Source organism: Moritella sp. 5 (assembly GCF_018219455.1).
In the GTDB taxonomy this organism is placed as follows: domain Bacteria; phylum Pseudomonadota; class Gammaproteobacteria; order Enterobacterales; family Moritellaceae; genus Moritella.
The window spans coordinates 4,496,892-4,521,755 of the sequence record NZ_CP056122.1 but is presented as its reverse complement, the minus strand read 5'-3'; the positions used below and the strand labels follow the sequence as shown (position 1 = coordinate 4,521,755).

The 24,864-nt window shown below is 40.8% G+C and carries 25 protein-coding genes; 14 read left to right on the top strand and 11 right to left on the bottom strand.

The features are described from left to right. Window positions 1-79 precede the first annotated feature (79 nt). The gene (queG, locus tag HWV01_RS20170; RefSeq protein ID WP_211673216.1) at window positions 80-1,222 is read right to left on the bottom strand and encodes a tRNA epoxyqueuosine(34) reductase QueG; all 1,143 of its coding nucleotides are present in this window, start codon (window positions 1,220-1,222) and stop codon (window positions 80-82) included. A gap of 207 nt (window positions 1,223-1,429) precedes the next feature. On the opposite strand from queG, the gene tsaE reads away from it, so the two are divergent. The 8 genes from tsaE to hflC all read left to right on the top strand — a co-directional run bounded on the left by tsaE (window position 1,430) and on the right by hflC (window position 9,959). Continuing rightward, window positions 1,430-1,906, top strand: coding sequence for a tRNA (adenosine(37)-N6)-threonylcarbamoyltransferase complex ATPase subunit type 1 TsaE (tsaE, locus tag HWV01_RS20165; RefSeq protein ID WP_211673215.1), 477 nt, complete (start codon window positions 1,430-1,432; stop codon window positions 1,904-1,906). 2 nt (window positions 1,907-1,908) lie between these two features. Continuing rightward, complete coding sequence (locus HWV01_RS20160) at window positions 1,909-3,258, top strand: N-acetylmuramoyl-L-alanine amidase (protein ID WP_211673214.1); 1,350 nt, start codon at window positions 1,909-1,911, stop codon at window positions 3,256-3,258. Window positions 3,259-3,265: 7 nt separating this feature from the next. After that, on the top strand, window positions 3,266-5,275 hold the full coding sequence (mutL, locus tag HWV01_RS20155) for a DNA mismatch repair endonuclease MutL (protein ID WP_211673213.1): 2,010 nt from the start codon (window positions 3,266-3,268) through the stop codon (window positions 5,273-5,275). After that, window positions 5,256-6,191: a tRNA (adenosine(37)-N6)-dimethylallyltransferase MiaA gene (gene miaA / locus HWV01_RS20150; protein WP_211673212.1), complete on the top strand. Its 936-nt coding sequence runs from the start codon at window positions 5,256-5,258 to the stop codon at window positions 6,189-6,191. The genes mutL and miaA overlap by 20 nt, the downstream gene beginning before the upstream one ends. 84 nt (window positions 6,192-6,275) lie before the next feature. Continuing rightward, on the top strand, window positions 6,276-6,518 hold the full coding sequence (gene hfq, locus HWV01_RS20145; protein WP_211673211.1) for an RNA chaperone Hfq: 243 nt from the start codon (window positions 6,276-6,278) through the stop codon (window positions 6,516-6,518). Window positions 6,519-6,577: 59 nt separating this feature from the next. After that, on the top strand, window positions 6,578-7,867 hold the full coding sequence (gene hflX / locus HWV01_RS20140; RefSeq protein ID WP_211675927.1) for a ribosome rescue GTPase HflX: 1,290 nt from the start codon (window positions 6,578-6,580) through the stop codon (window positions 7,865-7,867). Between the two features lie 49 nt (window positions 7,868-7,916). Then, window positions 7,917-9,080: an FtsH protease activity modulator HflK gene (hflK, locus tag HWV01_RS20135; RefSeq protein WP_211673210.1), complete on the top strand. Its 1,164-nt coding sequence runs from the start codon at window positions 7,917-7,919 to the stop codon at window positions 9,078-9,080. Window positions 9,081-9,083: 3 nt separating this feature from the next. After that, window positions 9,084-9,959, top strand: a complete 876-nt coding sequence (gene hflC, locus HWV01_RS20130; protein ID WP_211673209.1) for a protease modulator HflC — start codon at window positions 9,084-9,086, stop codon at window positions 9,957-9,959. 118 nt (window positions 9,960-10,077) lie between these two features. On the opposite strand, the gene fldB is transcribed toward hflC, so the two are convergent. After that, window positions 10,078-10,599, bottom strand: a complete 522-nt coding sequence (fldB, locus tag HWV01_RS20125; protein WP_211673208.1) for a flavodoxin FldB — start codon at window positions 10,597-10,599, stop codon at window positions 10,078-10,080. A 224-nt stretch (window positions 10,600-10,823) separates the two neighbouring features. Between fldB and xerD the strand changes: the two genes are divergently transcribed. The 6 genes from xerD to lysS all read left to right on the top strand — a co-directional run bounded on the left by xerD (window position 10,824) and on the right by lysS (window position 17,818). After that, window positions 10,824-11,714, top strand: coding sequence for a site-specific tyrosine recombinase XerD (gene xerD / locus HWV01_RS20120; RefSeq protein ID WP_211673207.1), 891 nt, complete (start codon window positions 10,824-10,826; stop codon window positions 11,712-11,714). Between the two features lie 106 nt (window positions 11,715-11,820). After that, entirely contained in the window at window positions 11,821-12,618 is a 798-nt protein-coding gene (gene dsbC, locus HWV01_RS20115) for a bifunctional protein-disulfide isomerase/oxidoreductase DsbC (RefSeq protein WP_211673206.1), read from the top strand. Continuing rightward, window positions 12,615-14,345 carry a single-stranded-DNA-specific exonuclease RecJ gene (gene recJ, locus HWV01_RS20110; RefSeq protein ID WP_211673205.1) on the top strand — a complete coding sequence of 577 codons (1,731 nt, stop codon included), beginning with the start codon at window positions 12,615-12,617 and terminating at the stop codon, window positions 14,343-14,345. The genes dsbC and recJ overlap by 4 nt, the downstream gene beginning before the upstream one ends. A 139-nt stretch (window positions 14,346-14,484) precedes the next feature. Then, window positions 14,485-14,898, top strand: a complete 414-nt coding sequence (locus HWV01_RS20105; protein ID WP_211673204.1) for a CBS domain-containing protein — start codon at window positions 14,485-14,487, stop codon at window positions 14,896-14,898. A 295-nt stretch (window positions 14,899-15,193) separates the two neighbouring features. After that, a protein-coding gene (gene prfB / locus HWV01_RS20100; protein WP_211673203.1) for a peptide chain release factor 2 occupies window positions 15,194-16,292 on the top strand; the annotation gives its coding sequence in 2 pieces (ribosomal slippage) (window positions 15,194-15,268 and window positions 15,270-16,292; 1,098 coding nt in all). A gap of 17 nt (window positions 16,293-16,309) precedes the next feature. Continuing rightward, the gene (lysS, locus tag HWV01_RS20095) at window positions 16,310-17,818 is read left to right on the top strand and encodes a lysine--tRNA ligase (protein WP_211673202.1); all 1,509 of its coding nucleotides are present in this window, start codon (window positions 16,310-16,312) and stop codon (window positions 17,816-17,818) included. Window positions 17,819-17,892: 74 nt separating this feature from the next. Here lysS and HWV01_RS20090 read toward each other — a convergent pair whose 3' ends face one another. From HWV01_RS20090 to HWV01_RS20050, 9 genes are all read right to left on the bottom strand, one after another. Then, a complete protein-coding gene (locus HWV01_RS20090; protein WP_211673201.1) occupies window positions 17,893-18,114 on the bottom strand; it encodes a tautomerase family protein in 222 nt (73 codons plus the stop codon). Window positions 18,115-18,128: 14 nt separating this feature from the next. Beyond that, window positions 18,129-18,524, bottom strand: coding sequence for a carboxymuconolactone decarboxylase family protein (locus HWV01_RS20085; RefSeq protein WP_211673200.1), 396 nt, complete (start codon window positions 18,522-18,524; stop codon window positions 18,129-18,131). Beyond that, a complete protein-coding gene (locus HWV01_RS20080; protein ID WP_211673199.1) occupies window positions 18,521-19,744 on the bottom strand; it encodes an MFS transporter in 1,224 nt (407 codons plus the stop codon). The genes HWV01_RS20085 and HWV01_RS20080 overlap by 4 nt, the downstream gene beginning before the upstream one ends. Before the next feature lie 328 nt (window positions 19,745-20,072). Continuing rightward, window positions 20,073-20,561, bottom strand: coding sequence for a MarR family winged helix-turn-helix transcriptional regulator (locus tag HWV01_RS20075; protein ID WP_211673198.1), 489 nt, complete (start codon window positions 20,559-20,561; stop codon window positions 20,073-20,075). Between the two features lie 105 nt (window positions 20,562-20,666). Further along, window positions 20,667-21,491 carry a hypothetical protein gene (locus tag HWV01_RS20070; protein WP_211673197.1) on the bottom strand — a complete coding sequence of 275 codons (825 nt, stop codon included), beginning with the start codon at window positions 21,489-21,491 and terminating at the stop codon, window positions 20,667-20,669. 120 nt (window positions 21,492-21,611) lie between these two features. Beyond that, entirely contained in the window at window positions 21,612-22,238 is a 627-nt protein-coding gene (locus HWV01_RS20065; protein ID WP_211673196.1) for a hypothetical protein, read from the bottom strand. Window positions 22,239-22,285: 47 nt separating this feature from the next. Further along, window positions 22,286-23,314: an aldo/keto reductase gene (locus HWV01_RS20060; protein WP_211673195.1), complete on the bottom strand. Its 1,029-nt coding sequence runs from the start codon at window positions 23,312-23,314 to the stop codon at window positions 22,286-22,288. Beyond that, window positions 23,311-24,009: an HAD-IB family hydrolase gene (locus HWV01_RS20055; RefSeq protein WP_211673194.1), complete on the bottom strand. Its 699-nt coding sequence runs from the start codon at window positions 24,007-24,009 to the stop codon at window positions 23,311-23,313. Before HWV01_RS20055 ends, HWV01_RS20060 begins: the two co-directional genes overlap by 4 nt. After that, window positions 24,002-24,778 carry an AfsA-related hotdog domain-containing protein gene (locus HWV01_RS20050; protein WP_211673193.1) on the bottom strand — a complete coding sequence of 259 codons (777 nt, stop codon included), beginning with the start codon at window positions 24,776-24,778 and terminating at the stop codon, window positions 24,002-24,004. Before HWV01_RS20050 ends, HWV01_RS20055 begins: the two co-directional genes overlap by 8 nt. Between the last annotated feature and the right edge of the window lie 86 nt (window positions 24,779-24,864).

Below are 24,864 nucleotides of genomic sequence, written 5' to 3'. Positions count from 1 at the left end.
TGTAAATTGAAATTGTGAATAGAAAGCGTGTAGGGGATTGTCCTCTACACGCTTTTTCTATTTATTAGCTAGCTATTAATCATGCATCGCGTGGCAGTGCTTTTTCAACCATGCGGATTAACTTATCCTTGGTCTTATCGATCTGCAATATCGGAATGATGTTGTCTGCTTTGGCTTGCTGTTGTTGCAGTGCCCAAGTGATATGTTCTTGCACCATCTCCGTTGTTTCTACAAACTTAGTTTCTAAAGCCTCGACAATTGCTGCGGAATAAGCTGCATTGCCTAGTGCTACTGAAATATTTCGTAACCAACGTTCATGACCAATACGACGAATCGGTGAGCCTTCCGTTTGTTTAAGGAAATAGGCTTCATTCCAGGCATACAGCGTCAATAACTCTGGCGAGTGCAGATTTGATCTTGGGTGAAAATCTTGCTCACCGGTAATTGCGGCAAATCTATTCCACGGACAGATCAACTGGCAATCGTCACAACCGTAGATGCGATTACCAATTAAGGGTCTAAATTGCTCAGGTATCGCCCCAAACAGCTCAATGGTGAGATAAGAAATGCAACGATTAGCATCGACACTGTAAGGTTCGACAATCGCTTGTGTTGGACAAATCTGTAAACACGCAGTACATTTACCACATTGATTTTCAATAGGTTTATCAATTGGTAACGGTAGGTTTATTAATATTTCACCAAGGAAAAACCACGAGCCTGCTTCCTTGTTTAAGATCAGAGAATTTTTACCTGTCCAGCCTAATCCGGCTTTTTCGGCCAAAGGTCGTTCGAGTAAAGGGCCTGTATCAACGAAGGGGCGAGCATCGAGCGTTTCACAATGTTCACTGATTTTTTGACCTAAATGTTTAAGGCGTTTTCGGATGATTTTATGATAATCACGACCCAGTGCATAGCGGCTAATATAACCCTTATTTTTTTGTTTTAAGGTTGTCGCCATTAATGCGTCGGGTGGTAAATAATCCATGCGCACGGAGATCACGCGAATGGTGCCTGGGTAGAGTTCTTCAGGGTGAGTACGCATGGTTCCGTAACGCGACATATAATCCATGTCGGCATGATAGCCATTATCTAACCAGGTTTGGAAATGTGGCTCGTAGGTCGATAAATCGGTATCTGCAATACCGACTTGTTGGAAACCAAGTTCTGCACCCCAGACTTTAATTTGCTGTGTAAGTTGTTGAAAGTCTATCGGAGGCATGATTTATTATCTGTCTATGAGTAAATTGAGGTAAAGTTTATCATATTGTGGTTTTCTTTGGGCTCGACAGTTTGTAGAATCTACATACCCGTACATTTTATAAGAGGCTGTCTTACGAAAGACAGATCTTGTTGTACAGATATGGGATAATGTAGTAGCACTGCTCAATATAGCGTTCTATTTTAATGTTTAAGGTACTCAAATTAGATGACAAATACAGTAAAAATTTTATTAGCTGATGAATCAGAAACCGTTGCTTTTGGTGCGAGCCTTGCACGTTTATGCGATAGCGCAACGACCATTTTTTTACATGGTGATTTAGGCGCTGGTAAAACGACATTAACCCGTGGTTTTGTGCAAGCACTGGGTCATCAAGGGAATGTTAAAAGCCCTACTTATACATTAGTTGAACCATATGAATTAGCTGATTGGAATGTGTATCATTTTGATCTCTATCGTTTAGCTGATCCTGAAGAATTAGAATTCATGGGGATTCGTGATTATTTTGATGATAATTGCCTGTGTTTAATTGAGTGGCCGCAGCGTGGTGAAGGTTTCTTACCTGCTGAAGATTTACAGATTACGCTGACTTATGTCGGAGAGCAGCGTGAAGTTGTGGTTGAAGGCCTGAGTGAGTTAGGCGTAACACTCGTTAATAAATTAGCTAATATAAATATAGGATAATAATGTTTAAACGGATTTTACTATTAAGCATCATTTACTTGTGCTTTATGCCATTAAGTTATGCTGCTAATACGGTGTATGCTATCCGGATTGTTGAGCATGCTGATAAAACAAGAATTGTTTTTGACCTGGCAAAAAAACCGTTATTTAACCTTTATGACCGTCACAAAAAGACACAGATCGTGGTGGATTTTGCTGGTACGCGTAATAAGGTTAATGTGAGTCAGCTAGCAAGGTTAAGCAGTAATATTACTCGTGTAGAACAAACCAAGTCGGCTAAATCTAGCGATTTACGTCTTATTTTTCATCTTGCCCAACCTATCAAGTATCGATTCTTTGAACTCGCGGGTAATAAAACCGCCAGAAATAGACTAGTTATTGATTTACCTGTTAAGCCGACACAGTCCGCAAAGTCCGTTATCAAACAAAAAAGTCCGGTTGTCGTTAAAAAAATAACGAAAAAACCAGTTGTTAGGCATCCAAAAAGAGATGTCGTGATCGCGATAGATGCCGGACATGGTGGTAAAGACCCTGGATCTATCGGTTTCAAAAAGTTTGTTGAAAAAGACATTACCTTAGCCATTGCGAAAAAAACAGTGGCAATTTTAAACCAGAAGAAAGGCATTAAAGCCGTTTTGATCCGTAAAGACGATCGTTATATTTCGTTAAATGAACGTTCTGCGATTGCGCGTAAATATAAAGCGGAGTTATTAGTGTCTGTGCATGCTGATGGTTTTACTTCATCAAAGCCATCGGGCGCATCAACGTTAATTTTATCGCAAGGTCGTGCGAATTATGAATTCAAGAAAAAGTTACGTGACGATAATGTCAACGGATTGTTAGGTGGCGTAGGTGATGCGATCAAAAATAGTAACGGTGCAGATGACCTACAATATACGTTTCTCGACCTCGGTAGGCAATATTCACAAGGAGCAGGTTATAACATTGCGTCATTAATTCATCACGAGTTAGCGAAAGTAACTGAAATGCATAAATCTAAACCGTACGAGCAAAGCTTGGCTGTATTGAAGTCATTGGATATTCCGTCGTTATTAGTGGAAACTGGTTTTGTTACCAACTATCGAGAAGGTAAAAAGTTAACTACAAGCCGTCACCAGTATAAAATTGCGAACGCGATTGCACAAGGTAGTTACTTGTATTTCCGTAATTCGCCACCAAAAGATACGTATTTGGCCTATATGCGAAATAGCATTCACGTGGTTAAAAAAGGTGACTCACTTTCTGTTATTGCCCGCAGTTATGGCACGACAGAATCGCGCATTAAACAAGTAAATAACTTAACTAAAAGTACCATATTTATTGGTCAAAAACTAAAAATCCCAACGAGTTAGGTGTGCCATGACAATTCAAATATTACCACCTCGATTAGCTAACCAAATTGCTGCTGGTGAAGTGGTTGAACGTCCTTCATCGGTCGTAAAAGAGCTTATTGAGAACAGCATTGATGCTGGCGCGACGCGTATTGATATTGATATTGAGAAAGGTGGCGCAAAGCTGATCCGACTTCGTGATAATGGTACTGGAGTGGAGAAGGACCAGCTTGGTTTGGCATTAAGCCGTCATGCTACCAGTAAGCTGGCTACGTTAGATGATCTTGAGTCGATAGATAGTCTTGGTTTTCGTGGTGAAGCATTAGCGAGTATCAGTTCGGTTTCTCGACTTACATTTACCTCTCGAACCAAAGCGCAAACCGAAGCATGGCAAGCCTATGCTGAAGGTCGGGATATGCAGGTTCAAATAAAGCCAGCTGCACACCCGATTGGCACGACGGTTGAAGTGATCGATTTGTTTTTTAATACGCCTGCTCGTCGCAAATTTTTACGTACCGATAAAACAGAATTTAATCATATTGATGAATTGGTGAAACGTATTGCGCTAAGTCGCTTTGATTTACAGATCACGCTGAAGCATAACGGCAAAGTGATTCGCAGTTATCGTCCCGCGAGTAGTATTGAACAACAAGAACGTCGTGTTGCCAGTATTACTAGCACCAACTTCATGGCGAATTGCATGGCATTGCACTGCGAACACAGTGATATAAAATTGTGGGGCTGGATCGGTTTACCGCATGATAATGCACCAATGGATGTGCAATACAGTTACGTTAATGGTCGTATGATGCGAGATAAGCTGATCAACCATGCATTACGTCAAGCTTATGAAGAAGCGACGGGTATCGCTGCGCCGCCTGCGTACGTATTGTTTATTGAAGTGTCTGTGCGTGAAGTCGATGTGAATGTACATCCTGCTAAACATGAAGTCCGCTTTCATCAAGCGCGTTTAGTGCATGATTTCATCTTTCAAGGTGTTTTTAAAGCTATTACTGAAGGTGTCAGTCCATCGATACCAGCGGCTGAGTTACCTGTTCAGGAACCGATTAGTTATCCTGGACAAGCACCTATCACCAGCAGTAGCAATGCCAGTGTTAACGAGCAGACTACTGGTCATGGTGTCGCGCATGGGGGAATTGTTGATAGCGTGGTTACCCCTGCATATAGTGATGCTATGCCGATGCAAAAGCAGCATGGTTATGGCGTTACAGATACGAGTCAGGGGAGTACAAGTGCAACGTCGTCGAGTTATGGTCAGCAGCGTCAATATATGCCTGATAAGCCTTCAGCTGGTGCTATCAAGCAATACAATCACTTGTTACAACCCAGCAAGGCTGAAATAACTGATCTGCAGCAAGCCGCAAGGAACACAGCGACTACAAATGTTAATCAAGGGCGTCAAGTTGGGACGCATACTCAGTCAAACGAGCAACATACAGTGCGAGTTAAATTACTCAGTTTAGTCGCAGATAATTACTTGTTATTGCAAGATGATGATGCACTCTTGCTCGCCGATGTACTAGCAATGTGGCAGATTAATTGCAAGATGCAGTTGCTAGCAACATGGGAACAAGGGGTTATATCACAACCTTTGTTATTGCCAATATCGATTAAGTTAGACAAAAATTTTGTCGAAACAGCAAAAAATCAGCAAAATTTGCTTAATCGTCTTGGTTTAGAGTTGAATTATAGCAATGCCGCCACCATTATCGTTAGAAAGGTGCCAGCACAATTACGCCAAGCGAATTTATCCGCTGTGTTACCTGAGTTGTTGCAACAGATAGTCCATCTATCCGAAAAGGCTACTGCCTCAGATGTTGCCCCCTTGTGCCATTGGCTTGCAATACAAGGTAGTCACGGATTGACCAAATTTACTTGGGAACAAGCGACTCAAATATATAGCCAATTTATCGAACAAGATAGCTGTGTACAACAGCAATATAGTTCTAAATTATTTGAGGAACTTGACTATATGTCTGTAATAGAGAGATTTAACTGTGACTCAACAGCAAACTAAATCATTACCGAAAGCTATCTTTTTAATGGGGCCTACGGCGTCAGGTAAAACGGATCTTGCTATTGAGTTAACAAAACAGCTGCCGTGTGAAATTATTAGTGTTGATTCGGCATTAATTTATAAAGACATGAATATCGGCAGTGCGAAACCAACGGCGGAAGAGCTTGCACAAGCGCCACACCGTTTGATTGATATTATTGATCCTGCAATGAGTTATTCAGCAGCTGATTTTCGTGCTGATGCTTTAAAACATATGCAATCGATCACAGAAGCAGGAAAAATACCGCTACTTGTTGGCGGGACTATGCTTTATTTTAAAGTACTGCTTGAAGGCTTATCGCCGGTACCAACATCGGTGCCTGAAATTAGACTGGCTATTGAAGCGGAAGCAAAACTACGTGGCTGGGAATCATTACATCAAGAGTTATCTTTGTATGATCCCGAGTCAGCAGCGCGTTTACATAAGAATGATGCACAACGCGTTTGCCGTGCGATTGAAGTTTATCGATTAACGGGTAAATCATTAACTGAATTAACTCAACGAAAAGGCGAAGCACTGCCTTATGACGTAGCACAATTTGCCATTGCACCATCAGATAAAGCCGTATTACACGAGCGTATCGAACGGCGTTTTAAATTGATGATTGAGGCGGGTTTTGAAGCGGAAGTACAAGCTTTGTATCAACGTGATGACCTGCATCTTGATTTACCGTCGATGCGTTGTGTCGGTTATCGTCAGATGTGGGAATACCTAGATGGCAACATGGATCATGATGAGATGGTGTTTCGCGGTGTAGTAGCAACAAGACAATTGGCAAAGCGTCAAATGACGTGGTTAAAAAGTTGGAACGATCTAACGTGGTTAGACTCCAAAGCAGATGACAATTTAGAAAAAGTTTTATTATCAGTTGGCTAGAGCCTATTTTTAAGTTGTATACTGATAATTATCGGTTATATTTTTCATTATAATAAAAATCTAATTTTTAAAAGGAAACTATTGATGGCTAAGGGACAATCATTACAGGACCCGTTTTTGAATGCATTACGTCGCGAACGGATTCCTGTCGCAATTTATTTAGTTAACGGTATTAAGCTACAAGGCCAAATCGAGTCATTTGACCAATTTGTTATTTTACTAAAAAATACCGTGAGTCAAATGGTATACAAACATGCTATTTCAACGGTTGTACCGGCTCGTCCGTTACAACATGGTATTCAAGCTGACGGTGAAAGTGATAAATAATTCTTTGAAATTTAAACTAAAAAATCTTGTGAGTCATATACTCATAGGGAGTCGTGAAGTTGTTTGATCGCCATGAAGCAGGTGAACGTGCCATATTAGTGCACGTTAACTTTAATGATGAGGGCAACCGAGAAGATCTGCATGAATTAGAAATGCTGGTTTCCTCTGCAGGTGTAGACGCGTTATCTGTGGTAACAGGTTCGCGTTCAAGACCACACCCTAAATATTTTGTTGGTTCAGGTAAAGCAGAAGAAATTGCAGAAGCAGTAAAGCTTTATCAAGCAGATATTGTTATCTTTAACCATGCCTTAGCACCACGTCAAGAGCGTAACTTAGAAGCGTTAATTGAATGTCGTGTTGTTGACCGTACAGGCCTGATTTTAGATATATTCTCTCAACGTGCTCGTACTCATGAAGGTAAATTACAAGTTGAATTAGCGCAACTGCGCCACATGTCAACCCGATTAATTCGTGGTTGGACGCATTTAGAACGCCAGAAAGGCGGTATCGGTATGCGTGGTCCAGGTGAAACTCAGCTTGAAACGGATCGCCGTTTATTACGCGTACGTATAGACAGTATTTTACGTCGTTTAGACAAAGTGGTAACCAAGCGTGATCAAGGTCGTCGCTCACGTAAGCGTCGTGAAATACCGACAATTTCGTTAGTAGGTTATACCAATGCAGGTAAATCAACGCTGTTTAATCGTTTAACCGATTCTGAAGTGTACGCTGCCGATCAATTGTTTGCGACGTTAGACCCAACACTACGCCGTATTGCGGTTGCTGATGTTGGTGAGGTGGTTTTAGCTGATACAGTTGGCTTTATTCGTCACTTACCACATGATTTGGTCGCTGCTTTTAAGGCCACATTGACGGAAACGCGAGAAGCGGATCTACTTTTACATGTAATTGATTGTGCAGATGAAAATATGCACGGTAATATTATAGAAGTAAATTCGGTATTAACCGAAATTCATGCGGGTGAAGTGCCTGTTTTAATGGTATATAACAAAGTCGATAAGCTTGATGATGGTCGTTGTCGTATTGATTATGATGATGACGGTAAGCCGGTTAATGTATGGCTATCTGCAATGTCAGGCGAAGGTACAGAGTTTTTATATCAAGCATTAACGGAGTTACTGGCAAGTACCATGAAAGTGGTCAAGTTACAGTTACCCGCAATGCAGGGTAATGTAGTAAGCCATCTATATAATCTCGATTGTATTGAGCATGAGGCGTTTGCTGAAAATGGTGACTGGCTACTCGACATTAGAATGACTATGATTGATTGGCAACGTTTGAAAAAACACAAATGTAATAACATTGAAGATTTTATCCTTCAGCACTAGGCTGATATCATTAATATTTTCCCGAAACTATCTGGTAATGGAGATGCAAATGGCTTGGAATGAGCCCGGAAATGGCGGTAATAAAGATCGCGACCCTTGGGGACAAAAAGGTAAAGAGCAGGGACCCCCTGATCTTGACGAAGTATTTAAAAAGCTAACCAGCAAGTTTGGTGGCGGTAAAGGCGGTAAGTTCTCTGGCGGTGCTAACTTTAATAAAGTTGGTGTATCTCTAGTGCTTGGTGTACTTGCCGTGATCTGGGTGGTCAGTGGTTTCTATACGATCAAAGAAGCTGAACGTGGCGTGGTATTACGTTTAGGTCAGTATTCAAAAACGGTAGAACCGGGTTTATCTTGGTTACCGACGTTTATTGATCGTGTGATCCCTGTTGACGTTAAGAGCATTCGCTCTATGCCTGCTTCTGGTTCAATGTTAACCAAAGATGAAAACGTGGTTGACGTAAAAATGGATATTCAATATCGCGTTATTAATTCGCGTGAATATCTATTTAGCGTAACAAATCCGGATGACAGCTTACATCAAGCGATTGACAGTGCATTACGTTTCGTTATCGGTCATACGACAATGGATGATGTGATCACAACGGGTCGTGAAGTTGTACGCCAAAGTACCCGTGAAAACATTGAAGCTATTATTGATGAGTATCACATGGGTATTGAACTTGTTGATGTCAACTTCTTGTCTGCACGTCCACCGGAAGCAGTTAAAGATGCATTCGATGATGCGATTGCTGCACAAGAAGATGAACAACGTTATATCCGTGAAGCCGAGGCTTATGCGCGTGCAATTGAACCAACAGCACGTGGTAAAGTGAAACGTATTGAACAAGAAGCACAAGCCTACCAACAGCAAATTGTGTTAAAAGCACAAGGTGAAGTAGCACGTTTCGAAAGTCTATTGCCACAGTATCAGCTTGCACCGGAAGTAACGCGTCAACGTTTATATCTAGAAACAATGGAAGCGGTTTATTCAAATACAACGAAAGTTGTGGTTGATACTAAAGGTACTGGCAACATGCTATATCTACCATTAGATAAGATCATGAATGCTAATGCCGCTGATACTAAACCGACTCGTGCGGCAAACACAGTACCAGCACCGCAACAACCAGCGAAATCAAATAACCGTTATCAGTATCCAGATACGAATAGTAGTAATGTTCGTCCTGATCGTTTTAACACAGGGAGAAACTAAGCTATGAATCAATTAAAAGCAGTTATTTTAGTACTTGTGCTATTACTTGGTTTCTCGTCTTTCTTTGTGGTAAACGAAGGTGAACGTGCGCTAGTAGTTCGTTTTGGTAAAGTACTTAAAACAGGTGATGAAGCGAAGGTTTATCTTCCGGGCCTTAACTTTAAAGCACCCTTTATCGATTCAATTCGTGTATTAAGCTCTCGTTTACAAACGCTTGATGGTAACGCTGACCGTTTTGTTACTTCTGAGAAGAAAGATTTAATTATCGATTCTTACGTGAAATGGCGTATTGAAGACTTTGAGAAGTTTTACCTTGCAACGAATGGCGGTAACTTCTTACAAGCAGAGTCTTTATTACAACGTAAAATTACCAATGGCCTACGTAATGAAATTGGTAACCGTACTATTAAAGATATCGTTTCTGGCCAACGTGGCGAAGTAATGGAAACGGCATTGAAACGTATGGCTCGTTCATCTGAGCTAGGTATCCTAGTTGAAGACGTACGAATTAAGCAAATCAATCTACCGGAGGAAGTTAGTAACAGTATCTTCCAACGTATGAGTGCAGAGCGTCATGCTGTAGCGAAAGAACACCGTTCGCAAGGTTATGAACAAGCTGAGATCTTAAAAGCAGAAGTGGATGCGAAAGTAACCGTAATGCTTGCTGATGCAAATCGTCAAGCACGTGAACTACGTGGTAAAGGTGATGCAGACGCAGCGAAGATTTATGCTGATACGTACAATAAAGATGCCGAGTTCTATGGTTTCTTACGTAGTCTGCAAGCTTACTCTAAGAGCTTTAGCAATAAGTCTGATGTATTAGTTATTTCACCAGAGAGTGATTTCTTCAATTACATGAAAGGCTCTGCTATAAAATAGCGATTACTTGTCAATAAATAACAAAAAGGCCGTTGCTATCTTGGATAGTAGCGGCCTTTTTTATTGTGTTAACTTATTGCTATAACATGCTTGTTGACTGTCATTATCCTATGGTTACTTATGAATAATGGGCTTCAATTTCTTCGAGTACTTGTAAAGTCCAAGTGGCAATGCGTTCATCAGTCAGATCGTATTGGCTGTCTTCATCGAGTGCTAAGCCTAAAAATTGACTCTCGTCTTCTGTTAATGCTTTTGAAGCCACGAATTCGTAACCTTTATTTGGCCACTGGCCGATGAAGTTAATACCTTTGCCCTGCAGCTCGTCAAATAACATACCCATTGCATCCAGGAACCATTCGCTATAGTTAACCTGATCGCCAAGACCAAATAGCGCTACAGTTTTACCCGCCAGGCTAATACCTGCAATATCAGACCACAGATCACCCCAGTCTTCCTGAAGTTCGCCATAATCCCAAGTAGAAATACCAAATAGAACGACGTCATAGGTTTCTATATCAGTAAAACCCGAGTCTTTTATGTCATGTAAGTCGACAAGTTCTGCACCAATTTCAGCTTGGATCTTTTCCGCAGCGATGGTGGTATAAAAAGTAGTGGAGCCGTAATATAAACCGATTTTCATTATCTACATCCAAAGACAGTGTTGCTAATCATACTATGTGTTAATAAATACTATGTGTGAATCATGTTCTGAGCGATCAGTTGCTCATCGGTACGCATAGTAACATGAGATAATTGTACTATAATTCATGTTTATTTATACAGTGTTGTTATACTGGTGAAACAGTGATGACAATTGTAATCGTACTTGTACTTTTAATCGTAATAGCAGCATAGGGCATTCGCTTGGAAAAGATTGAAATAATAGAACAGTTTTTAGATATTATGTGGCATGAACGTGGATTATCAGATAATACCCTGACCTCTTATCGTAATGATTTAAGCCAATATCATCACTGGTTAGCGCAACACAAGCAGCAAATATTAACCGTTGATAGTATTGAAATTCAATCGTTTATGGCTAGTCGTTTTGATTTGGGCTACAAAGCCAGTAGTACCGCGCGCCAGCTGAGTGCGATCCGTCGCTTCTATCAATATCTCTATCGTGAGCAGATACGCGATGATGATCCGACCGCTTTACTCATTAGCCCAAAACTACCGCAGCGTTTACCGGATGATTTATCAGAAGCGGAAGTGGATGCACTATTGGCTGCACCCACATTGGACGATCCGATCCAATTACGTGATAAAGCCATGATGGAACTGCTATATGCAACAGGATTACGGGTATCTGAATTAGTTGGCTTGAGCATGGAATCTGTGAGCTTACGTCAAGGGTTAGTTCGGGTGACGGGTAAGGGTGGTAAGGAACGTTTGGTGCCTATGGGCGAAGAAGCTGTGTATTGGACCGAGCGCTTTATTGCCGAAGGTCGCGCAACCTTATTAAAAGGATTAACGTCCGATGTGGTGTTTCCTTCCAGACGTGGTAACTTTATGACTAGGCAGACCTTCTGGCATCGTCTTAAACATTACTCGCAAGTTGCAGGTATTACTACGCATTTATCACCGCACACTTTGCGGCATGCGTTTGCTACCCATTTGTTGAACTATGGCGCCGATCTACGTGTAGTTCAAATGTTACTTGGTCATAGCGATTTATCAACGACACAAATTTATACGCATGTGGCAACAGCACGATTAGAGCAACTGCATAGTGAGCACCATCCTCGAGCGTAATAACGCTGGTGACACGGCATTAGCAAGGATTAAGGCTAGTGATAAATAATGAATTCTGTTAATTTATCGAGTATAGAGATCCATTAAGGATAAGAGCGGAGAACATATGTTAAAGAAAGTAATGATTACAGCCGTTGCTGTAGGTTTAGTAGGGAGCTTTATACTTGGGATTGATGGTAGTCCTGATCAGGCGTTAATTACGACACCGACGGTTCATACTGAACAATCTACCAATGTCGTATTATCAGCTGATCACCAAGATATTTCACGCTTATTAGCTGAAAAACTTAACTTTAAAGTATCGAGTGTAAGTGACAGTGCTATTCCCGGTTTATTTGAAGTCGCTACCGATCAAGGTATTTTCTATGTTAATGCAGATGCTTCGAACCTTATCCAAGGCACTCTTTACCAAGTTAATGATAACGGGGTTACGGATCTTACCGAACAAGCAATGGGTAAAGTTCGCCAGCAAGCAATAAAAGAATTCGCAGGTGATACCATTAATTACCTTGCTGAAAATGAAAAGTACAGCATTACGGTATTCACGGATATTAACTGCGGTTACTGTCGTAAATTACATAACGAAGTCGCGCAACTGAATCAGCTTGGTATTAGTGTTAAATATTTAGCATTCCCACGTGGGGGGATCAACTCTAAGACTTATCAAGATATGGCGTCAATTTGGTGTGCCAAAGACAGTGCGCAAGCGATGAACAACGCAAAACGTGGTAGTAAAATAATTCCTGAAGTATGTACAAATACAGTTGCACAGCAATATGAACTTGGTCGACGTTTAGGTGTGACGGGTACGCCTGCAATTGTTTTGGAAAACGGACAAATGCAACCGGGTTACGTGCCTGCTGAGCAGCTTCTTAGTATGCTAAAAAATATGGATAAATCTTGAAAAAACAAATTAAACGCCGCGATAATGTAGGTAGTGACGGTATATCTGCAGCTGTGCCTGCATTATTACGCCAAATTTATGCCAGTCGTGGTGTGAAGTCAGATCAAGAATTAGAGAAAGGCGCTAAAAACTTATTACGTCCAAATCAACTTAAAGGTATGACTGCTGCGTGTGATTTATTAGTCAGCGCGTTAGAACAAAATCAACGTATTATCATTGTTGGTGATTTTGATGCCGATGGCGCAACGAGTACCGCATTATCGATGCTTGGTTTTAAAATGCTAGGCTATCGTAATGTTGATTTTTTAGTCCCTAATCGCTTTGAATTTGGTTATGGCTTAAGTCCTGAAATTGTTGATCTTGCTGCAGCAAATGGCGCGCAATTGATCATGACCGTGGATAACGGTATTTCTAGTATTGCGGGTGTTGCTGCCGCAAAAGCGCTAGGCATTAAAGTGCTCGTGACCGATCACCATCTGCCGGGTAACGAAATACCGAATGCTGATGCTATTGTTAATCCTAATCAACATAGCTGTACATTCCCAAGTAAAAATCTTGCTGGCGTAGGTGTTGCCTTTTACGTCATGTTGGCATTGCGTAGCGCGCTGCGTGAACAAGATTGGTTTGCTAAGCAAGGTTTAACAGAACCTAATTTAGCCTGCCTGCTGGATATTGTTGCGCTGGGTACGGTTGCCGACGTTGTCCCATTAGATGCTAATAACCGTATTCTAGTACATCAAGGCCTACAGCGTATCCGCGCCGATAAATGTCGGCCCGGCATTAAAGCTTTGATCGAAATTGCCAATCGTAATCAAGCACAGCTTTGCGCAAGTGATCTCGGTTTTGCATTAGGGCCAAGATTAAATGCAGCGGGGCGCTTAGATGATATGTCTGTTGGCGTAGCAACGCTGTTGTGTGAAGATCTTAATAACGCGCGTCGTTTTGCTGGCGAACTTGATAGCCTGAATGAAGAGCGTAAAGAAATTGAGAATTCGATGCAGCAAGAAGCACTGGTTATCTTAAAAAGTGTTGATTTTGATGCAGGACAAGTACCTTACGGGATTTGCCTATTTCAAGATGATTGGCATCAAGGTGTGGTTGGTTTAGTTGCATCTCGAATTAAAGAGCGTTTTCACCGCCCTGTTATCGCTTTTGCTGATGCAGGCGAAGGGGAAATAAAAGGTTCTGCACGTTCAATACCTGGCTTGCACTTACGTGATGTTTTAGAGTTACTTGATATTCGTAATCCGGGTATGATCTTGAAATTCGGTGGGCATGCGATGGCGGCTGGTTTGTCTTTACGTCTTGATTGTTATGATGAATTTGCGAAACAGTTTAACGCCTTAGTGCAGGAGCTATTAACGGAAGAGCAGTTAACTGGTGTGGTATTAAGTGATGGTGAACTACCGAGTGATCAACTGTCATTGCCAACAGCAGAACTAATCAAAGAAGCTGCACCCTGGGGCCAGATGTTCCCAGAACCGATCTTTGATGGTATTTTTAAATTACGTGAGCAACGCCTTGTGGGTAAAAAACATTTAAAAATGATGTTGGAACCTGAAAGTGGTGGACCCCTAGTGGATGCGATTGCTTTTAATGTTGATTTAGAGGTATGGCCTGATGCTTCTGTGCAGAAGATTGAGCTAGCCTACAAGCTTGATGTGAACGAGTTCCGTGGTAAGCGCAGTTTGCAGTTTATGGTTGAGCATTTACAGCCATTACGTTAATCGGAATTTTTCCGAAACTCACGTTGATAGCTTTTAGCAATCGAATGTTTAGTTTTAATCGTCTTTAACTATTTGTCGTTTGTCATTATAGTTATTACCTCTTCTACAGCAATCCTGCTTTAAGATAAGGATATAGACCATGACTATGCAACGCGTAATGAATGAAATGAAAATTAATGCTCCAAGTATTCCCTGTGGTACGTCACTGGTCGCCGTGGTTGATTTGTTTGCTAAACACCAAATTAATGCAGTGCCCGTGGTTAACTCGACGAATGAAGTGATTGGCTTTGTTTCTGAATCAGATTGCTTACAAGCGCTTATTAGCGGCAGTTACCACTGTGATAAACCTGCGATTGTGAACGATGTGATGAGCAAAAATGTCGTTAGCGTATCGCCACAAGACAGTATTATTGATATTGCAATTCGCATGAAAAAAGACAATTTGAGTGTTTACCCTGTTGTTGAAGATCGCAAGTTGGTCGGTATCATTCGTCGTGGTGATATTCTGCAAGTATTAGCAGAAAATAATAACCAATGTAGTCAAGTCAGCTAATCTCCTTGGTTGCCATTATTTTCAAGCCATGCTCCAGTAGCGTGGCTTTTTGCTATTTTACTGCCGTCATATTTTCCCTCGTTTTTATTTATCGCCATTTATTTCTATTTATTTTCTTATATTATCGATTAATTTGCTGTTTTCTTAATCTTCCTCTGTATATCCGTGAGTGAATTCGGTAAAATTTGCTGTTGTATAAAATCCCATAGTTAGAACTATATACTTAGCAGCATGCTGATGAACATACCGATATTCGCATGTATCATGCTAAGTACAACTAGAGTAGAGCAGAATCATGTTTGAAGTAAATCCAGTACTGAATAAATTAAAGGAGCTAGGCGAACGTGCTGAGCTGCTTCGGGGGTACCTTTGACTACGATGCAAGTAAAGAGCGTCTAGAAGAGGTATCTGCGGAATTAGAGTCATCGGAAGTATGGAGTGACCCTAAATATGCCCAAGAATTAGGTAAAGAACGCGCGTCATTAGAATTGATCGTAAAGACGATTGATGATCTCGACACGGGTTGTGATGACGTTGAAGGTTTGGTTGAACTGGCAGTTGAAGCTGAAGACGAAGAAACATTTGCTGAAGCACAACATGAAATTTTAGGTTTAGAAGCACAACTCGCTAAACTTGAGTTTCGTCGTATGTTTTCTGGCAAACATGATGCAAATGATTGTTATCTTGATATCCAATCTGGCTCCGGTGGTACTGAAGCACAAGATTGGGCAAACATGCTATTGCGTATGTTCTTACGATGGGGTGAGGCACACAAATTTAAAGTTGAGCTGATCGAAGTTTCAGCTGGCGATGTAGCCGGAATCAAAGGTGCCACTATCCGTTTAGGTGGTGAATATGCTTATGGTTGGTTACGTACCGAAACAGGTGTACACCGTTTAGTGCGTAAATCGCCGTTTGATTCAAGTGGCCGTCGTCATACTTCGTTTGCATCGATATTTGTATATCCAGAAATTGATGACAGCATCGAGATTGATTTGAATCCATCTGATTTACGTATTGACGTTTACCGTGCTTCGGGCGCAGGTGGTCAGCACGTAAATACCACAGAATCAGCGGTACGTATTACTCACTTACCAACCAATCTTGTTGTACAATGCCAAAATGATCGCTCTCAGCACAAGAACAAAGATGCGGCGATGAAACAAATGCGTGCGAAGTTGTTTGAATATGAAATGCAAAAACAAAACGCTGAAAAACAAATAGCAGAAGACGCTAAATCAGATATCGGTTGGGGCAGTCAAATCCGTTCTTACGTACTGGATGACTCACGCGTAAAAGATTTACGTACAGGTGTTGAAACACGCAACACACAAGCCGTTTTAGACGGTGATTTAGACAAATTTATTGAAGCCAGCCTGAAATCAGGCCTGTAAAAAAATAGGGTTAAACAATGACTGAACAGTTACAAGATGAAAACAAACTGATTGCAGAACGTCGCGCGAAACTAGATCATATCCGCACAAACTGTAAAGCAAATGGCCACCCTAATGACTTCCGTGTAAAACATAAGTCGGCAGATTTACAGGCTGAATTTGGCGAAAAGTCAAAAGAAGAGCTGATTGAAATGCAGCATGTGGTAAGCATCGCGGGTCGTATCATGGCTAAACGTGGTCCTTTCCTTGCTATCCAAGATACATCTGGTCGCATTCAAGCATACGCATCGAAAGACGTGCAAAAAGCACAAAAAGCTGACCTTGGTGGTTTAGATATTGGTGATATCGTTGGTATTACTGGCGCACTAAACAAATCAGGTAAAGGCGATCTTTACGTTGAAATGACTGACTACGTGCTATTAACTAAAGCACTACGTCCATTACCAGAAAAATTCCATGGTCTAACTGACCAAGAAATGCGTTACCGTCAACGTTATGTTGATCTGATCGTAAATGCTGAATCGCGTAATGCATTCATCGTCCGTTCTAAGCTGGTAACTGCTATCCGTAACTTCATGGTATCAAAAGATTACATGGAAGTTGAAACGCCAATGATGCATGTGATTCCAGGTGGCGCAACAGCGCGTCCATTTATCACGCACCATAACGCACTTGATCAAGCAATGTATCTACGTGTAGCACCAGAACTATACCTTAAGCGTTTAGTGGTTGGTGGTTTTGATCGTGTATTCGAAATTAACCGTAACTTCCGTAACGAAGGTCTATCACCTCGTCACAATCCTGAATTCACTATGATGGAATTCTACCAAGCTTATGCTGATTACAATGACTTGATGGATTTCACTGAAGAAATGCTAAGCACAGTAGCAGTTGAAGTACTTGGTGCTACGTCTATGCCTTACGGTGATGATACTGTTGAATTTGGTGGCAAATACACACGTATTAGCATGCTAGATGCAATCAAACAGTACAACCCTGAGCATGAAGTTATTCAAGCACTAACTAACGAAGGTGTTCAAGATCGTGAGTTAATGGTTTCTATTGCTAAATCACTGAACATGAAGATAGAGAAATTCTGGACTTGTGGTCAATTACTGGAAGAGATCTTTGGTGAAACTGCTGAACCACAACTGATTCAGCCTACATTCATCACTGGCTACCCAGCTGATATTTCGCCACTAGCACGTCGTAGCGATGATAATCCATTCTTCACTGACCGTTTTGAGTTCTTCATCGGTGGCCGTGAAGTTGCAAATGGTTTCTCAGAGCTTAACGATGCGCAAGACCAAGACGAACGTTTCAAAGCACAAGTTAATGCAAAAGATGCGGGTGATGATGAAGCGATGTATTACGATGCAGATTACATCACTGCACTAGAGCACGGTTTACCACCAACAGCAGGTCAAGGTATTGGTATCGACCGTTTAGCTATGTTATTTACCAATACACATACTATTCGTGACGTTATCTTATTTCCTGCTATGCGTCCGCAAGCAAATAGCTAATTAGTGGCATCAATAATGATGCTTTAATTAATGAATATAAAAGCCCTGTGAGAGAAATCTCACAGGGCTTTTTACTAAGTGTATGTTTTACGGCGGCTTTCTATTGGAAAGTTAGAATCATCTCCCGTTATTCCTGCTTCAGCCCATTCACTTCTTTCTATTTCTTGAATATAGACTGTTATTTTATCAAGCGGTGCACCAGTCACTTCATGTGTTGTTTTGGTTAGTTCCTGCAGTAACTTTTTTTTCATTTCTTTATCGTCACTTTTCCACGTCGTTACATTGATAATTGGCATAGGTTAGTCCTCTGTTACTGATTTGATTTATTAAATGTTGTCACGGCATTACGATAAGCCGTTATCGCATTCATACAGGCTGGAACTCCGGCATAAATGGCCATTTGTATGACTATTTCAAGTAACTCTTTCTCTGTCACACCGACATTCAAAGACGCCCTCATATGCAGCTCAAGCTGTGGTTGAGCGTTACCCGAGGTGATTAAGGACGCGACGGTTATCATTTCTCGTGTTTTAATATCAAGCCCTGGCCTGCCAACGACATCTGCAAAAGCATAATTAACAATTAGCTTGGGAAGCTCATCATCTAATTCCCCTAACTTTGAGATGACTTGATCAGCTAGGCCAGGCTGCAAGGTATTCATTATCTCTTTACCGTACTCTGATATATCGGTTGTGTGTGCACTCATAGGTTATCTCCAACTAGTTGTGAAGGAGCATCATTGATATTGCTCGGAATAATTGAAATCATAAATAGCGATATAACGATCGCGGTACCTGAAAAACTCATTAATACAGTGAAATCAAAGTTTGCCATTATCCATGCGCCAAATAGCGCGCCTGTACCTATAGCACTGTTAAATATGGCGACATAAATGGCTGACGCTGGAAATGCATCCTCTTGGGCAATGCGTAACACCCAAGTTTGGAAACCAACAAAAATACCAGAAACGGATATACCCCAAAATATAATTAACGCAAAAATAGCGGTTTGGTTAAGTGAGCTAGAAAAAATACCGAGAATAAGTAAGCTTACGGCAACCATGGCAACGGATAATAAGATTAATGGTTTAAGATATCGGTCAATGAACATACCTGTAATGAAGTTACCCATTAATCCAGCAATACCGAATGTAAATAGTGCGATGGAAATGAAGTTATCGCTAATCGCCTTTGACGCATGTAAGTAGGGTTCAATAAACGTAAACGCGCTAAAATGTGCTGTGATTGCCAATAATGTCGCAATATAAATTTTAGATAATACCGGATTGCTAATGACATCTTTTAAGACTGAAATACCGATAGCATGTTGTGATTTAATATTTGGAACTAACAGTAATATCCCCAAAAGTGAAAAAACACTTAAAGCAGAAATTATCCAAAATGCCATTTGCCAGCTTAAGTTGGTACCGATGACGTTAGCAATCGGAATACCGAAAACACTCGCTGCTGACACACCACCAAAAACAATGGATGTGGCAAGTCCAACATGGCGGGCAGGCACCAGAGACATAGCAAGCGCGCCTATCATTGCCCAAAATGCACCATGAGCAAGAGCACCAATGACTCTGGCTGCGACGAACCAGTAATAGTCAGTCGTTACCGCACATAAGATATTTGAAATAAGTAAAATAAGCATCAGTGTGATAAGTAATGTTTTTTTCGGTAGGTTCCCCAAAAATGCAGAAGATAAAAGCGCACTTATTGCCCCTATCCATGCATAAAATGTCACTGTGAGCCCAATCATTGATTCTGATTGTTGTAGTCCTTCAGCCATTGGTGTTAATAAGCCAATAGGGGCGAGTTCTGCGGTAACAATAGTAAATGTAGCGATCGCTAATATGATGATTGATAGCCACATTTTTAAGTTCGATGTTTCTAAAGAACTGTTCGTTTCTGTGTTGTTCATTATATTCCCCTACTATCCATTTGAGATCTAGTTTGTCACCTAAAGGTATTTGGTCATATAGTATGACTTCGTACTATATGACTATTGCATATCGTGAATCGCAAAGTCCAGCTTTATGGAGTGATTATATTAATAACAAATAATTATGTTTAAAATTGGTGTTTATTTGGTTGTATCTACCAATTTAGGAGTGCGTCGTTATATGGTTACTGCAGGTGATTAGATTGAAAATAGCAGTTAATTACACTTTAAATCAATGAGTTGATGTTTAAGAGTAAAACAATGTACCTTTGGCGATACTGTTTTACTCTTTACATAATAAGCTTACTTAAAGATTATTGCTTATCTTGGTTAGAATTGATTTGAATGCGGCTTTTTCATCTTCATCTAATGACTTGGTTAAGCTTGCTAACCAATTAAGTTGAGATGTTACTGCTTGATCTAAGATCGTTTGGCCTTCAGCTGTTAATTTTACCGTCAACGAACGTCGATCTGTTTTTGATGCTTCTCGTACTGCGAAACCACGTTTTTCAAGCGAGTCTATCGTTGAAGTGATTGATGCTCTCGTTAAACCCGTTAAGCTTGAAATTTCGTGAGGTGCTGCAGATTCTTTATCATTAATCATCAGCATTGAAACAAAACGACCTTCAAGTAACTCAAACTGATTAAGGTTGTTAACGCAAGTATTTGTTAATTCATTACTAAGCGTAAAAAATTGGCCCAGTAAAGCAATGGCTTCACTATCTACGTCTCTCTTTTTAGCTTCTTTGCAGAGCGTTACATATTTAGGGTTCATTAATTTGACCTCACTGTTCATTATATCGTCCTAATATATTAATTCATCATATTGTTTGGTACCTTATTATATGTCAATTAATTGTATGGTTGGTAAATATAGTCGTCCTTTTCCATCTAACCTCCGTTATTTTGTGTTGAATTCTTGGAAAGAAGCCCCTGTCAATTTTAGCTGTGCATGAATGTCTCCGCCGAGTCCATAAATACCAATAGCGCCGCCATTAGAACATTGACTACTCATGTATAAAACGACAATGTTGATAATGCGATTACCTCCCTCTATTGGAAAGGGGTTTTGCATTATTGATTTAAATATCGCACAACCATACTCATCACTTACAAAGCAGTGGGGAACACCCAAAGGACCTGGCCTTGTTGGATTTAATGGATTAAGATCGTGTTCTCTAAGCGCCATCACTGTGTATAAACTGTTTGGTATTAGATGCTTGAAACGGATACTGAACTTAGCATCACGTTGGTTACCCAATGCCTCAACGGTTAAGTGACCTTCCGCTTTTACCCATTGGTTTAGTGTGATTGGCTGAGCGTTTTGACGACTATGTTCAAGTTCAAAATCAGGCACTGCGTCGTGTAGCGGTAAGCTGGCACGTATCACGTCTTTGCTATCCGCATTTTGCTGGGGCGCAAAGCACATCTCGTAATTATTACAGGGCAGTGGCAACGGTAGTGTGTACAAAGGTTGATCCCCGTATTCACCTAGGTCGGTTAAGTCGAGTTCGGAGACAATATCGTACTCCGCTAAGGAACCGAAGTGGGGGAGTTCAGAGTGCGGGGAGACAATGGCTGCTCCCCATGTTGCTGAAACTTGGTGATCTCCAATCCGTTTGTTAATCATGCCGATCACCACAAAGTTTCCCTCTTGATCCCAGACTTCACTCGGTGGGTAGAGCGGTCCTTGTGTTGTTACTCTTAATGCATATTGTCGTTTCATCACCTGCCCCTTGTTACGATAAGAACAGGTAAGTGCATTGGTAATATCTACACTTACCTGCCTGCTATGTCATGTAGCAACAACACAGTTATGTAATAAAAAAAGTTATGGAATAAAAAGTTATGCCGCAACAAAAATACGAGTATAAAGACCATCAGCACCACCAGTGATGTATTGATCACCGGCCTCTTTGACTATCTGTTGGTATTTCGGTGTTAGGAATATATCAGCCATGTATTGGTTACTGTCTCCGTTGAAGCCGGATAAGAACATGACCCCTGGTTGGGTGCTAAATAGCGTTCGATAAGCAAGGAAGCAATCAATCTGTGAAGCGCCACGTACAACTTCAAAGATAGTATCTTCACGCCAATTCAGATAAGCGTCTTTTACAGATAATGGCACTTCAATGTAGCGTAATTGCAACTTCTCTGTAGTTGGTAGCGCGGTGTCAATTGGTTTGACAGTGTCTTCAAGTTGAAAGACTTGTTGACGAATATCACTACTTAATAAAGGTGATAGCTCGGTCATGAATGCTTCACGTTGGATCATTAATTTTTCGAGGTCACTGAATTTTTCAACAGCAATAAGTTCTAAAAAATGGTTTTTGTTTTCTTCTAAGTAGTAACATTTTCGCACAGAACCGGATGGTAAATCTGTATTGCCTGCGTTGGACCAAATATCCCATGCTGCAGTGGATTTTGAATTTAGGGCAATAACTTCTGAGCTAATAATTAGGTTGTTTTTCATAACGATTTCCTTCAAAAATGAGTAAAGTATGGTTGAAAATTAAATCATTATTCGGTGAGCGCATAACTACGCATAGCTTGCTCGGTATAGCGAGTTCCTTGGACATGAAAATTAGCACTCAGTGAGTTCAGTAAATTCATCTCGTCCGCACTAAGCGTTACTTGCATTGCGTTGATATTTTGTTGTAAATATTTTTGTTGTTTGGTTCCCGGTATTGGGATCACCGCCGGAGATTTATGCATTAACCAAGCAAGTGCTAGTTGTGCTGGAGTGCTGGATTTTGCTTGTGCTAATTCAGTTAATGCTGTGGTTAATTTGTTATTATGATTAAGATTTTCATCACTAAATCGGGGTAATGTACGGCGAAAGTCATCATGGTCTAATTTATCTAGGGTATTTAATTCGCCACTTAATAACCCTCGACTGATAGGACTATATGCAATAAATGTAATCCCTAATTCACGACATGTATCGAGAACACCATCGCTTTCGACACCACGGCTGAGTAATGAGTATTCCGATTGGACGGCACTGATCCCATGTTTACCTTTTGTTATATCTAATAAACATTGGTGGGCGTAGCGAATATACTCAGCGTTGGCTTCAGAGAGCCCTACTGCTTTAATTTTACCTGCTTTTAGCAGTGATGCCATTGCCGACATCGCGACGAAAATGGCGTCTGGATTATCAATCACCCGATGTAAATAATACAGATCTATAGTGGTATTTAAACGCGCAATACTGGCCTCACAGCATGCAAAAATATATTCACGACTATTATCAACACCACGTTTTTGCAAATCGTGTTCGTCACGAATAATGCCACATTTGGTGGCTATCACAACTTGTGTTCGGTCGGGGAGAGTCGCGATGAATTCCCCCAGTAATATTTCATTGCGGCCATAACCGTAGATATCGGCTGTATCAAAGAAATTAACCCCAGAAGACACAGCATTCTGCAATAGCTGTTTACTGTGGTTATCATCGCTTTGACCGTAAAACTCTGACATTCCCATACAGCCTAAGCCTTGAGGAGTGACGCTAAGGTTACTATTACCTATTGTTAACATGTTCATACTGGCTCCTTGATATATTTGATTTGTTCCCAGTGATTTTGCTCGGCAATGTCTATTAGTTCTGGGCAATTAGCGACAACGATAGGGTGTCCAACCATCTTGAGCATAGCGAGGTCACTGATATGATCGCCAAATGCGTAACAATCCTTTGGGTCAACACCTGTTGTAGTTAGCAGCGAGTGAATCAAGCGTGCTTTGTTATTACCTATTGCTTGTTGTGATAACTGCCCTGATATCACATCGTCATTCACGATAAGCTCTGCACACAAAATAGTATTTACATTGAGTGCTTGGGCAAGTGGTTCTAAGCAAGGACGGAATGAACCGGATATAAAGACAATGTCATAACCGTCATTATTTAACTTTATTAAGCGGTCTACGCTTGGTTGAATGAAAAAATCCTTTTGTTGTTTGCGTTGTACATACCATTCATGACCTTTTAGCATCAGTTGTTGATAGCTTTCTCCACGATAAAGGCGGTAATACAGGCTATTTATTTTGTCGCGACTGACGCCTAATTTGGCTAATACTTTACACATCGACCAATACATCTGATATTGAACTTTACCTAAGTAACCTCTTTTACGTTCTAGATAAAAACGCAGAAAATCGAACATACTCTTACGGTTTATGATGGTTTCATCGACGTCAAAGAATGCAATTTTTTGAACATTTTCAATCTTGCTATTAGGCATATTTAAGCTCCTGTTCCGCCTCGCAGGTTTCTGCAATTACATCACAGGTTGCTTCGGCCATTGCGTTTTCTTTTGCGGCTATATAGTTTTGGTCATAAGCGGTGAAGTCGATTGATACCTCGGCCATCTCAATGTCATTTTGGAAGAATGTAGTCATACTTTCTGCATGCATTGAACCACTTTTTTTATGCTCTATGTTGGACGCGATGAAGCGTATATCAGCATTGGCGGGAAACATGAAATTTTTAAAGGCGATATTGATATTGTGTAATACGAAGTAAGCATTACCTTTAATCCCATCCTTAAGTAAGTAATTCTCACTGACCGATAGCATCATTTGGCGAGCGGCTTCGACGAGTATCATGCCCTGAATGTGTTGACCTGTGGTGTGGTCGCCTAGTTCTTCGCAATCACTTTGTAGATGTAGTTCGCTGGTGAAGCAACTCGCACCTAGATTGAGTGGCGGTGAGATCATGACATTCGAGGAATAATGTTTATGCACTTTACGCTGATGTTCAGCGTCATCTTGATAGGCGAGTAATTTGGTGTCGTTGAAAATAAATTTGCCTTTATGTTTCGAGGCCGCAATGGCTTGAACAATTTCGGTAAGCTCTGTGTTAGAAATGCCTTGGCCAATACGTAAGTAAAACTGGTCTACGAACTCTGTGTCTAAGGTTTCAAAAAATGTATCAAAGGTGATGACCATTTCATGCATCTCGGCAAAGTTTGAAAAGATATTACCCACAACTAACATTGTTTTAGTTTTCATAATTACTCTCCAACCTGTTGATTCTATTTTTGATAAAAGCGTTTGGTAAATAGTAAAGATTGCGAATTGATTATAGTGATGAGGTG